This is a genomic window from Staphylococcus sp. EZ-P03 (genome assembly GCF_003344575.1).
Taxonomy (GTDB): Bacteria; Bacillota; Bacilli; order Staphylococcales; family Staphylococcaceae; genus Staphylococcus; species Staphylococcus simulans_B.
In genome coordinates this window covers 60,570-72,914 of record NZ_QPMO01000030.1, presented here as the reverse complement: position 1 = coordinate 72,914, position 12,345 = coordinate 60,570, and the positions used below count along the sequence as shown (strand labels likewise).

Sequence of the window (12,345 nt, the reverse complement as noted above, 5' to 3'; positions counted from 1 at the left end):
TGAGATTAGCAACCATGCATATGTAAGCGTATTCTAAAAATAATTTGCAATATAAAAAAACTTCATCCTGCACTTAAGCAATATGAAGCCTGATTTATAGTTTGCGGATTATTGCCATTAAAATAAATTGTAACGGCAAACGACTATAAAGTGCCCATTTAGGCGGCTGTATATCCCCTAGCGGCAATTGTTTACGTGCCATATAGATGTTAGCCGGAAAGACCGCAAGCAAAAAGGCATTTATGCCTTGTTTGAATTTCTGACTTGGACGTTTGATGAACAGTACTGCACTGATCCATAACTCGATGATGCCTGTCACAACTACTGCTGTTTTGCGTAAAGGCAAATACTTCGGCACAATACGTGTAAAACCTTCTAAACGTATGAAGTGCATGATTCCTGCTAAACCAAACAACCCTGCCAAACCATAACGCATTACCTTTCTCAAGGAAGTCACCTTCTTCTTTTTATTTTCGATTTTATTATTTCATATTCACCCTGTTCTTAACAAAATATTAAAAACTTTTACAAAAATTCTGAATATTTGGTTTAAAATGTAACTTTTTGGGAATAGTAATTTTAGTCAGAATCATTCAGTCACAAATTATTTCGGCAAGGGGGTAGGCATATGCCTAAGAAATTATTTAGTGTGGATTTGAATAAGAAAATGGATCAGCAAGCGCATCCCGGACACAACCGATGGCATCCGGATATTCCGGCTGCATTTTCAGTTGAGCCAGGAGAGTCATTTCGTATGGAGTGTTTGGACTGGACCGATGGTCAAGTTTCAAACAATGACGACCCGAGCGACATCAAATACGTCAATTTAAACCGTGTACATGTATTAAGCGGTCCCGTATATGTAAACGGCGTAGAACCTGGCGATTTGTTAGTCGTTGATATTTTAGATATCGGTGCATTCCCAGAACATGAATGGGGCTTTAACGGTATTTTCGATAAAACCAATGGCGGCAGTTTCTTAGTCGACCATTATCCGAATGCTCAAAAGTCCATTTGGGATTTCAACGGTATTTATGCGACAAGTCGTCACGTACCCGGCGTAGAATTTGTCGGGTTAATCCACCCAGGATTAATCGGCGTTGCGCCATCACAAGAAATGTTGGATGAATGGAACCGACGTGAACAAGCATTGGTAGATACAGATCCGAACAGAGAACCGGTATTAGCCAACTTACCGGAAGAAGATGCTGTAGTGCTTGGTACGTTAGAAGGTAAAGATTTCGACCGTGTTGCTAAAGAAGGCGCAAGAACCGTCCCACCAAGAGAAAATGGCGGTAACTGCGATATTAAAAACTTATCTAAAGGTTCGCGTGTATATTTCCCTGTCTTCGTTGAAGGCGCGAAATTATCTGTAGGCGACCTGCACTTCTCGCAAGGCGACGGCGAAATCACATTCTGCGGCGGAATTGAAATGCCGGGATGGATTGATTTACGTGTCAACGTGATTAAAAACGGCATGGAAAAATATCAAATCAAACAAAACCCAGCTTTCAAACCTGGACCAGTTATGCCGAACTACACAGATTACATTGTATTCGAAGGTATTTCGGTAGATGAATTCAGCGGCAAGCAGCAATATCTCGATGCGAATACTGCATATCGCAACGCGTGCTTAAATGCTATTGAATTCTTGAAAACACGCGGCTTTACAGGCGAACAAGCTTACATGTTGTTAGGAACTGCTCCCGTTCAAGGTACTGTTGCTGGTATCGTTGACGTTCCGAACGCATGTTGTACTATCGCAATCCCGCGTGAAATCTTTAAAGATGATATCGTCCCGAGTTTGGAGCCTGATGAGTAATGCCGAATTACACTTATGCATGTCCTGATCACGGAGAATTTACCTTAAATCAATCTATGAATGATAACCATGATTTTGCAGTTTGCCCTGACTGCCATCAAGATGCAAAACGCGTCTTTGTCCCATTTCATACTTCAAAGATTGATTCAAAATTAAAAAAGAGAATCGAAGCCGGTCAGGAACCGCGAATTGTTTCTAAAGATAAACTCCCAACCCAGCAGAAACGGCGTGTTCCGAATAACCGTCCTTGGATGATTTAGAAAAAACCCATATAAATCAATGATACGAATTACATTGCATAAAATACCACAGCCCGATTTTATGCAAAAAAAGAAAGCTCATATTTGATACAAAACAGGTACATTCGTCCTATCGTTGAGTAATAACCCTCCTCAATGAAATGGCATTCGATGTTCCATAAAAAAATGGCATAAGAAAGTTGCACAGATCAAACCCCAATGATTAATTGAAGATGTTAGCGTGCAACCACACTGGATAATTTTAACCTATCCAATCACTGCCAATCATAACATTAACCTGTCATACACGTATCACCGTCTATTGTCTCCCCTTCGTTTTCGGTGATACGGACAGGTTTTAACCTGCAAAAGAAAGACACATGCGACCATTTTTTGGCGCATGTGTCTTTTATTGTCTATCAATTAAATGTTAGGTCCATATAATCTCGGTGTATGGTCCACAGTTTGACCTTCAATCAGCTGCTTTAATTCGTGCTGCCATGATTCTGGTGTGTATTCGCATTCCATTAAACGACGCATTAAAGGTACATTGTCAGTATGATGATATAAGACATCATTCATTTCAGCAATCGACCATTTTGGACAAGGCCGTTCTACTAATTCAAATGTATCGCCTTGTTGAATACGTCCTTCTTCTAAGACACGAAAATACCAGCCTGTACGTCCTGTCTCTTGAATACGTCTGCCGAACTCTATCCAGCCGACGCGGCGTCCCGGTTTCCAGCAAGGTCTGCGCGGCTGCGACACTTGTACGAGTGCTTCTCCGACACGATAAATATCTCCGATACAAACTGAAGTTTCGTCCATATCAGACACCGATACATTTTCTCCATTCGTTCCTGCGTCGAATGTTGTATCAGGATATTCTTCTCTCCATTTCTCATAATGTATTACACTATAGGCAAACAAGGCTTTTTCAGGCCCTCCATGATGTTTCTTATCTCCGACATCATCGCCTTCTAATCCAGTATGAGTCAAAAATACCGGATTTTTCATCGGCTTTTTAAATGCAGCAGTCATCCATTGTTGTTCTAATTTGTTCACAGCATCCGCATGGCCTACTGTTTCAACACCGCCTGCAAACAAAGTTTCAATTGTACGCATCTGCTTCACCCTTTCTACTTTCCCTTGTCCTCATTGTAACTTAATTTCACTCTGATTGAATATAACTAAGACGCATTATGTCCTTCTTTGTTATAAATTTTAGGATAATTTGTATCTTTGTGATTTATTTTTCAAATGTGAGTTGAAGCATTTGCGAAATCGGCTATTTTTTACCATACTATAGATGAAAGAGATATAGCATAATGCGAAAAAGAGGAGTGTCAATAAATGAACCAAGAACAATTTGACAAAATTAAAAATGGTAAAGGATTTATCGCAGCATTAGACCAAAGCGGTGGAAGTACTCCTAAAGCGCTTAAAGCTTATGGCGTTGAAGAAAATGAATACTCAAACGACGATGAAATGTTTGACCTTGTACACGAAATGCGTACACGCATCATCACTTCACCTGCTTTCAACGGAGACAAAATCTTAGGAGCTATCTTATTCGAACAAACAATGGATCGTGAAATCGAAGGACAATACACAGGCGATTTCTTAGCAAGCAAAGGCATTGTTCCATTCTTGAAAGTCGACAAAGGTTTAGCTGAAGAAAGCGAAGGCGTTCAAGTCATGAAACCTATTCCTGACTTAGACAAATTATTGAAACGTGCTAACGAACGTCATATCTTCGGTACTAAAATGCGTTCTAACATTTTAGAAAACAACAAAGAAGGTATCGAAAAAGTTGTTAAACAACAATTCGAAGTTGCAAAAGAAATCATTGCGGCTGGTTTAGTACCTATCATCGAACCAGAAGTCAACATTCATTCAAAAGACAAAGAAGCTATCGAAGCAAACTTAGCTGAAGCTATCAAAGCTGAATTAGATAACTTAAGCAAAGACGAATTCGTAATGTTGAAATTAACTATTCCAACAAAAGCGAACACTTACAAAGCACTTATCGACCACCCTCAAGTTGTTCGTGTCGTAGCATTATCTGGCGGTTACAGCCGTGAAGAAGCAAACAAAATCTTGAAACAAAATGACGGATTAATCGCAAGCTTCTCTCGTGCGTTAGTGACTGACTTGAACGTTAAACAATCAGACGAAGAATTCAACAATAAATTACAAGATGCGATCGATTCAATCTTTGATGCATCTGTAAACAAAGCATAATAACAGTTAGACTGTTTAAGCGAATCTCTTATGAGGTTCGCTTTTTTCATGTCAAAAAGCCCGAGATACAAAATAAAGCTTATTTCATACTCTCGGGCTTTGTTCATTTATTTTTCAACTAAATAACGGTAAATGTCATCTCGAACTGGCGTATCTAAAGCAAGATGCATTGTGACTACATCTTTGCCATCCGGCATCTTCGTTTGTGCTTCAGTACCCGGCATAAAGCGAGCTTTACCTAAATAATAGAAGTCTGTTCCTTCACCATCTTCTTTCTTTATAAACAGATACATTGGAGTATTGCGTTCTTGATGCTGCATCACTTTTTTTACTTCATCAGAGTCCAACGTTCTCGGAGCACGTGTGAACCACTTTAATTCATTTTGATTGATAAATTGGTCTTCATACGCTGTATTGTCACTGATATCTTCTCGTTTATGATACGTGATAAAAATCGGCAATGTCTGATGTTTTTGTTTATAACCGTTAATCACTCCGGATTCATCATTATCCCAATTCATAATTTTTACAAAATCTTGTCTGGAATAACGTTCATATAGAAGCAGCTTATTTTGATTGCGATAAACATGTTCATGATTATATTTTGCTAAGGCAATTAAATCTTCCACATGACGTCGAAAGGCTTCATTACATAAGTTTGCTTTAAACTGCTCAGTGAGTTTAATTCGATTGGTGTCTTTATCCCATTCTACCAAGGGAGTACCATATCTCTCATCAATATTTTCACTGAAATACGTTTCGTCAAGTATTTTTAGACTGGTACGTACATCCGCTGGTTCAACCTCACTATCGCTTTGTCGCAGCTTATCTACTAATTGCTCAAAGCTTTCATCTTGTTTCATTAACAGTTCTAGTGTCGTATGATCTGTATGCTTTAAACCTTTTGCGAGTTCTCGAGAGATGAACGTTAGATTCTTAAAGGCATTTTCAGAGATACGTTCAGTAATATCTGTTTTTTCTATTAGAAATTCTTCATAATTTTTATACTTAGATAAAATCACTTGCGGAGCAATCGAGTGCTGATGAATGAAATCCATTAATTCAGGTGTTCGACCGATACGTGCTTTCACTTCTTTAAATGCTTTAAAAATAATACGTTTATCATTTAAAGTCGCACTTTGAATCGAATCAAAAATTCTCTTTTGAGCAACTTCTTCAAAATTAATTGTTGAAACACCTTTTAACGGTGCATAGTCTGAAATAAACTTGCGATATTTATCTTTATTATGAGTATAATCCCCTGACAGTGCTATCGGAATCATATAATTATTCTTATAGTTTCCAATGAAATCAATGACTGTCACAAAATCTTTATTCGCACTCTTACGAAGACCACGTCCTAATTGTTGTACAAAGATGATACTTGATTGTGTACTCCGTAACATCACAACTTGGTTGATTTCGGGAATATCGATCCCTTCGTTAAACAAATCTACGGTAATAATGTAATTCAAGCTTCCATCTCTTAATTGCTGAATCACTGCATTGCGATGTTTTTGCGAATCTGAACCAGTTAAAGCTTCTGTCGGTATGCCTTTGTCATTTAATTTTTGTGCTAAAGCTTTCGCTTCTTTTTTGCGGCTGACAAAGATTAAGCCTTTTAATTCATCACCAGAATATCCATAATAATGTGTTTTCTCTAAAATGTATTTCACACGGTCTTCAGATGCTAACAGCTTCAAATCTTTCGTATTATCACTCACAACTTGGCCTTCTTGAATATAATCTGAAACACCAAAATAATGGAATGGACATAAAATTTCACTTTCTAGTGCTTTTTGAAGCCTGATTTCATACGCTACATTATGATTAAATTGCGCAAAGACACTTAAATCATCGCTTCGTTCAGGTGTCGCTGTCATACCTAACATAAACTTCGGTGTGAAATAATGGAAAATTCGTTGATACGTAGCAGCTGCTGAACGGTGTGCTTCATCAAAGACAATATAATCAAAGGTAGTTGGGTCAAACTGTTGATAGATGTCAGGTTTGGACATCGTTTGAACTGTCGCGAATAAATACTTCGCATCCAAATGCTTCTCAGTCCCTGTCAGTTTCGCAAAGTCTGCTTCATTTTCATCTGCCAACACTTTGCGATACGCTGCCAATGCATCATTTAAGATGGTTTCACTATGCACAACAAATAAAAAACGCTTAGGCTTAAATGCACGGACATCTAACGCAGACATAATCGTCTTACCTGTTCCAGTCGCAGATATAATCAGTGCCTTATCTTCTCCTTGTGCACGCATTGCATCTAACCCTTTCAATGCTTCTACCTGCATCAGATTCGGTTCGATTTTAATCGCTTCATGTATTCTATTTTCTAACAGCGTTTGTTTCTGACTTTCTTCAAATAAACGTTGCGTCATTTGCGGCTGATAGACTTCTCGATATGCTTCAATCCAAGTTTCTGTTAAAGGTGTACTCTCTTCCCACAAGTCATTGAATTGGTCTTTTACTTTATGGACTAAGTCACCGTTTTGATGAGAAGATAATAAAATATTATGTTCATAATTGACCTTCAAAGCATTAGAAGTTAGATTCGAACTTCCTACGACTAACGTAGAATAAGCCTCATGATCAAAAATATAACCTTTCGCATGAAAACCTGAGACATCTGTCACACGTACTTCGACATTATCGAGTTTCATCAATTCTTCATACACTTTTGGAGTGTTGAAACCTAAATAATTGGACGTTAATATCTTACCTTTAACTCCGCGTTGTGCCATATCAAACAAATGCGACTTCAGACTTTGCAGACCGCTTGGTGTAATAAAGGCGACTGAAATCATAAACGACTGACATTTTTCCAACTCATCAATCAGTGTTGCCAGGACATTCTCTTCTCGATTATTAAGTACCAGTTTCGGTACATGATGTCCTTGATGTACAAGAGAACGATCAATAAACCCTTTATGAAGCGATTGGGTCAAATCATCAATTAAATGTTCCATAAGCATTACCCTTGTTCAACAAGCAAGTCGACTGCAGGAATATCTGCTGGCGCCCATTCTAATTGATGTAAATCCGCAGGTGCCAACCATTGAATTTGGCTATGTTCAGTTAATGTCGGCATTGTTTTCTGCAAAGTACAACGATACGTTGTTAATTCGATAATCGCAAAATCATATTCATGTGTGGTAGTAGTTACCTTTTCTCCTACTTCTAAATCACATTTCATTTCTTCTTGAATTTCACGTTTTAACGCTTCAATATCTGTTTCGCCTTGTTCAATTTTACCGCCTGGAAATTCCCATAATAACGGCAAACTCATTTGTTCACTGCGTTGTGCACATAAAATTTTACCTTGGTGTTCTATCACTGCACCTACAACTCTGATTAACTTTTTCATATGTATCCTCCGCTCACAAAAATATTTCATTACTTATATGCAGGATCTCATTTTTTATAAAAGATTGCCACACAATTGCAGCAATTTTTTAATTTTTTCATAAAAAATAGACAGGCATGACCTGTCTAAACACGAGTGCTTTAATCTGTTTCCTTCGGATAGACTACTTCACCGTCATCTTCAATAATCGGCATTGCGCCCCATTGTCCCAGCTTGTGTGGTGTTGCAATGATTTCTCCCTTGTTATTCTGCATAATATGATACACATCCCAGCCATGCGCAGCTAAATAGTTGCTGACGATGAGACGATGACAGCGTGCAGGATGATGTTCTGAGCACATATATGCAACAGGTTTGCTTTGTGCAGTTTTCTCTAATGCTTGAATACCGGATTTAAAATCATCTGTTAACGTATAATCGGCATAATTATGAAAGGATTCATTCTGCCATCCGCTGTTTAAACTGCGGCCTACTGTTTCACTCGGCTGTCTGCGTCCGCCTAATAACGGGAATTGCTGATAAGCGATGCCTGCTTTGCTCAGCCATGCTTTCATATTGTCATCTTTAAATTGCGGATGTTTGCGGCTCTTTGTAAATGCACGTATATCCGCTAAGACCTTAATATCATACGCTTGCAGCATCTCTAAAAAGGCAGCCTCATCATGATTAGAATGCCCGATTGTATAGATAACTTTTGTTTTTGTGCGGCTCATAACTTTCACCTCATACTTACTATAGCCCCAAATAGGTCTATCAACGCAAAAAAACTGCCCCAAAAGGACAGTTTTATGCTGATGACTATTCTTTTTCAATTCCTTCATGAATCATTTCGCCGATATATTTTGATGCTTGACCGTTTTCAATACTGCAGAAACGATTATAGAATGCATCGATTTTATCTTGATATTGTGCTTCAACTTTCGGCAAGTCTTTCAAACTTTCTGCTAAGGCATGCGGATCTGTACAGATAGGACCCGGCAAGTCGTTTTTATAATCCATATAGAAACCGCGCAAGCCTTTATCATATTTTTCAATATCATAGGCAAAGAAGAATTGCGGACGTTTTAAGATACCGTAATCGAACATCACAGATGAATAATCCGTAATCAAGGCATCTGAAATCAAGAAGACTTCTGAAACATCATCATAGTTAGAAACATCTATCGCAAAGTCTTCATAACCTGTTAAGTCTAAGGCATTCGCAATCAGATAATGCATACGTAATAAGATGACATAGTCGTCGCCAAGCTGTTCATAAAGGTTCTCTAAATCGATTTTAAGCTGGAACGTATACTTGCCTTTTTTGATAAATTCATCATCGCGCCATGTCGGTGCATACGTAATGACCTTTTTACCTTTAGGAATATTAAGTTTCTCGCGAATTTCTTCGATATATGCTTTATCATCATGACGATTCACGAGGACATCGTTACGCGGATAACCGATTTCAAGAATACGCTCTCTATCCATCCAGAATGCTGATTCAAAGATTTCAGTAGAATAACGGTTCGGTGAAACTAAATAATCCCAACGTTCTGTTTCTTCTCTGAAATTACGTTTATAAGCAGGTGTTGTTGTACCCGGCATACGTACGACTTTCATATCATTTGCCAAACGTTTTAAAGGTGTTCCGTGCCATGTTTGAATATAAGTTTGGTTTGCTTTTTTATTCAAATACAATGGTGTTCTGGCATTTGCGACCCAGTAACGTGCTTTAGAATACGCTTCATAGTATGCTTTTGAACCCTTTTTAACTTTTTGTGCATTACCAGGCACATAAGTTTTATCTGGATTTTTCAATACCCATACATAGTTATAGTACGGATAATACTTCTGCATATATTCATAAATATATTTTGGACTATCGCTGTAATTCTTACCGCCGAATGTTTCAAATACAATGGTTTGATCAGACACATTTTCTTGCTGGTCTGTTAACTGATACATCGAGCGGTTTTTGCTTTTATTTCTCAGTACAATATTTTTCACATGGCGCAGCATACCGCGATATTTATTCAATGAATAAGCAAAGTCAGGCTGATTAAGCATCAAAGCAAGCATTTCTATTTTAAATAATGTGCCGCCTTCATTTAACAATGACCATTTTGATTTTTTCGCAAGACGAATCAATGTATCTTGATGCGCTTTGTAATGCTTTATATTCTCTCTGTTCGCAGGGTCGAAACCTTTGCGGATTCGAGAAGATAATTTCTTAGTCATAAATTGGCGTACTTTTTTATTTTTGGTTTTGCTTATTGTTTGAAGATAAGCATCCGCATAATCTTCGAATAACTGATCAAAACTTTGCTGCGTCAGCTGTTCAGTTTCAAACGGATCATAAACTTCCCCTCTGAAGTAGAATGGGAAACCTAAAATACGCACAAAGCGCTCTGCATAATTGATGTAATTCACAACAAATGAATTATCAATATATGTCTTCAAACTTTCATCGAATTCAATGTGATGTGCACGTACAATCGATGTTTTGAATAAAATATTACATGCAGTGTTCTTTCTTAAGAATGAATTCGGGTTTGTTTTCGTGTTCATATATTCTAATCTGATTTTATTCTGATCAATATATTGCGGCTGATTCAATGTAAAGTTATTAATCGGCGCAATCAGTGCATCTAAGCCGTTCACGTGCTTAAGATAATATTGAATCGCATAAGATGCTAATTCATCATCCGCATCTAAGAACATAAAATAGGGTGTTTGTACATGTTCCATTGCGACATTACGTGCATGGGCATGTCCTTGGTTGTTGTCAAAATCAATAACTTGAACGTTCTTGTCATAGTCTTTCAATGCTTCGTCTAAAATAGCTTTAGAACCATCTTTGGAACCATCATTGACAATAATAATATCAAAATCTTGATTGCGTTGGTGTTTCAAGCTGTCGATACAAGCTTGAATATACTCTTCTTTGTTGTAGTATGTGATAATTACCGTTAACTCATTCATGGTATTAGGAACTCCTTACTTTTTATCTATGTGTTCTGTCACATTTCTACGCATAACGTTTTGTGATGCATATTTTTTTCACACGTTTTCTATTTTACCAGAGCTTGGAACAATGCTTCAAAATTATTTTTTGCGGCTTCTGGTGTCAACTTTTCCCGCGTGTGCACAGCTTTGAGCGGCTGATCTGCTGCCTGCATCATTGCTTGTGCTAATTGTTTTATATTATTGGGCTCTATTAAATACCCGTTCTCGCCGTCGATAATCACTTCATTCGGACCATAACGGACATCATAAGCAATCACTGGACACCCTTCATTAATGCTTTCCATCATCGCTAAACCGAAACCTTCATACGTACTTGTTAAGAAGGATGCCAGCGATTCTCGAAAGACTTGGTTCGGGTCAGACGTGAAACTTTTGATTTCAACCTCTGTTTCCAGCTGATTGTCTTTAATGCATTGTTCAATTCTATCACGTTCTGCTCCTGGCACTGCACCATAAAGCTTTAATTTTGTTGAATAACCGTTATCTTTAAAGGTTTTAAATGCTTTAACAATATGGTCGATTTGTTTTTCTTTAGAGAAACGCCCTAAATAAACAAACTGATCTTTCCTTTCAACTTCCTTCAGTTCACTCGCTTCGATAAAGTGCGGCATAACTGCAATCTGATTTTTCGGCACATCAGTTTCAGCAAGAATATCTGCTTTCTGCTGCTCTGTCAGCACTAAATAATAAGCGACGTGCTGAGGATTCAGAAGTGCTGTTTTGAACGATCCCTTTATGTTCCCTTCTTCTGTTAAATGCGTACTGTGAAAGACCATTAAACGTTTAATATCATGTTGTGTATCAAGCAGCGGACGATCAAGCAAACGCGCATCATTAAAGACAATGTCCCCATCTTTGAACAAGGCATTATAGAAATAAGCAAAGAGTGCTTTATCTGATTTGAAACTATGCGTAATACGTCCTTGATGCAGCAGCAAAATCGTATGTGCTTGATGCGGCTTGCTGGTTTCAAAGAATTTTTGGCAATAAGCATTGCCGTCCAAATCATACAGTGTTTCTGAAACTTTTATATTGCTTGCGGCTGCATAACGGCTTTCTTTATGCAAATAACCGTACGGGTTATATTCATAGCGTATCAGCTTATGTTTCGTATCTGGCGACATCATATCTTCAAACTTCACTACATCTGAGTCTTGGAAATACTTGCGATACATTAAATATGTTTCTGCCTTTGCATCATAATAACGCACAACGTCGCCTGTTTTATTCGTCTTAGAGGTATATCCAGATAAACGAACAGGCTGTTCAGCATATTTAAATTCACGTTTAAAGCGTGTTTTTGGAATATTAAACAAATTAAATCCAGACAGCCAGTCATAAATATTAATAACTTCGGTTGCTGAATTCAAAGCCCCCTGTGCTCTGAATTCTGATAATACTTGCGGATATTCTATGTTGTAATTCGTCGTTAAGATCGTTTGTTGAATCCCTAATTCTTCATAGAGAAACTTAATTCTTTTTAACAATGCTTTCGTCCTGCCTCCATGATCCGGCGGCAATGTTGAAGTGATTGTATATAGCATAGTATCCTTCTCTCTTTCTTGATTACCCAATGATATTTTAAGGAGAATTATATCATGATGCTATTAAGTTTTGAAACGAACACAAAAAAGCCGGCCTGCAAAGGCCAG

The 12,345-nt window shown here is 37.9% G+C and carries 10 protein-coding genes; 3 read left to right on the top strand and 7 right to left on the bottom strand.

Going from position 1 to position 12,345, the window contains the following annotated elements; genetic code table 11:
* Positions 1-94 precede the first annotated feature (94 nt).
* A complete protein-coding gene (locus DVJ99_RS12050; protein WP_114604502.1) occupies positions 95-436 on the bottom strand; it encodes a DoxX family protein in 342 nt (113 codons plus the stop codon).
* Positions 437-628: 192 nt separating this feature from the next.
* Between DVJ99_RS12050 and fmdA the strand changes: the two genes are divergently transcribed.
* Together fmdA and DVJ99_RS12040 are read left to right on the top strand one after the other, a co-directional pair.
* The gene (gene fmdA, locus DVJ99_RS12045; protein WP_114604419.1) at positions 629-1,822 is read left to right on the top strand and encodes a formamidase; all 1,194 of its coding nucleotides are present in this window, start codon (positions 629-631) and stop codon (positions 1,820-1,822) included.
* Complete coding sequence (locus DVJ99_RS12040) at positions 1,822-2,082, top strand: zinc ribbon domain-containing protein (RefSeq protein ID WP_105994117.1); 261 nt, start codon at positions 1,822-1,824, stop codon at positions 2,080-2,082. The genes fmdA and DVJ99_RS12040 overlap by 1 nt, the downstream gene beginning before the upstream one ends.
* A gap of 402 nt (positions 2,083-2,484) precedes the next feature.
* Here DVJ99_RS12040 and DVJ99_RS12035 read toward each other — a convergent pair whose 3' ends face one another.
* On the bottom strand, positions 2,485-3,186 hold the full coding sequence (locus DVJ99_RS12035; protein WP_162912210.1) for an MOSC domain-containing protein: 702 nt from the start codon (positions 3,184-3,186) through the stop codon (positions 2,485-2,487).
* A gap of 228 nt (positions 3,187-3,414) precedes the next feature.
* Here DVJ99_RS12035 and DVJ99_RS12030 point away from each other — a divergent pair, with 228 nt between their 5' ends.
* The gene (locus tag DVJ99_RS12030) at positions 3,415-4,305 is read left to right on the top strand and encodes a fructose bisphosphate aldolase (protein ID WP_114604417.1); all 891 of its coding nucleotides are present in this window, start codon (positions 3,415-3,417) and stop codon (positions 4,303-4,305) included.
* 107 nt (positions 4,306-4,412) lie between these two features.
* Here the strand turns inward: DVJ99_RS12030 and DVJ99_RS12025 are convergent, their stop codons facing one another.
* From DVJ99_RS12025 to DVJ99_RS12005, 5 genes are all read right to left on the bottom strand, one after another.
* A complete protein-coding gene (locus DVJ99_RS12025; RefSeq protein ID WP_162912209.1) occupies positions 4,413-7,286 on the bottom strand; it encodes a DEAD/DEAH box helicase in 2,874 nt (957 codons plus the stop codon).
* Positions 7,287-7,291: 5 nt separating this feature from the next.
* The gene (locus DVJ99_RS12020) at positions 7,292-7,684 is read right to left on the bottom strand and encodes a (deoxy)nucleoside triphosphate pyrophosphohydrolase (protein ID WP_114604415.1); all 393 of its coding nucleotides are present in this window, start codon (positions 7,682-7,684) and stop codon (positions 7,292-7,294) included.
* Between the two features lie 140 nt (positions 7,685-7,824).
* Positions 7,825-8,397, bottom strand: a complete 573-nt coding sequence (locus DVJ99_RS12015; protein WP_114604414.1) for a DUF488 domain-containing protein — start codon at positions 8,395-8,397, stop codon at positions 7,825-7,827.
* 85 nt (positions 8,398-8,482) lie between these two features.
* Complete coding sequence (locus tag DVJ99_RS12010; RefSeq protein ID WP_114604413.1) at positions 8,483-10,648, bottom strand: bifunctional glycosyltransferase/CDP-glycerol:glycerophosphate glycerophosphotransferase; 2,166 nt, start codon at positions 10,646-10,648, stop codon at positions 8,483-8,485.
* A gap of 89 nt (positions 10,649-10,737) precedes the next feature.
* Positions 10,738-12,237, bottom strand: coding sequence for a glycosyltransferase (locus DVJ99_RS12005; RefSeq protein WP_114604412.1), 1,500 nt, complete (start codon positions 12,235-12,237; stop codon positions 10,738-10,740).
* Between the last annotated feature and the right edge of the window lie 108 nt (positions 12,238-12,345).